This is a genomic window from Adlercreutzia sp. DFI.6.23, assembly GCF_024462535.1.
Taxonomy (GTDB): Bacteria; Actinomycetota; Coriobacteriia; order Coriobacteriales; family Eggerthellaceae; genus Adlercreutzia; species Adlercreutzia rubneri.
Genome location: NZ_JANGBP010000127.1, coordinates 1 through 424 on the forward strand (window position 1 = coordinate 1; position 424 = coordinate 424).

The window sequence follows — 424 nt, forward strand, 5'->3', positions numbered from 1 at the left end:
GCCAGCCACGCCAGAATGATGAAGAACTGGTTCTCCGGATGGTTCATGAACTGCACGGCCCAGTCCCAATCAGGTGTGTAGAAGCCGATGGTGGCCGATGCCGACGCAACGCCCATACCGAAGTTGATGGAGGTCTGGAACCACAGGATGAGCAGGCACGTAAATGCCAGTCCGGGGCCCATAGCCTCGCCGACCCAGCGGAAGATGCCGCCGCGCTGGCCCCAGCCGGAAGCCAGTTCGGCCGCCACCAAACCGGTGGGCAGGAAAAACACCAGAGCGCCGATGATGAAGAGCGTGACGGAGGACAGCCCGTAATAAGCCTGCTGGACGTCGTTGGCGCGACGACGTGACGGTACTCATCGCCCAGCGCGAGACGGTAGACCTGCCGACTGTGATGGCCCGCGAGGCGGAGATTCGCGATCAC

1 pseudogene is annotated in these 424 nt (G+C 62.7%); it reads right to left on the bottom strand.

Annotated elements, in window-relative coordinates:
- Positions 1–272 (bottom strand): annotated as a pseudogene (locus NE591_RS12645) (hypothetical protein); the annotation flags it as partial.
- Between the last annotated feature and the right edge of the window lie 152 nt (positions 273–424).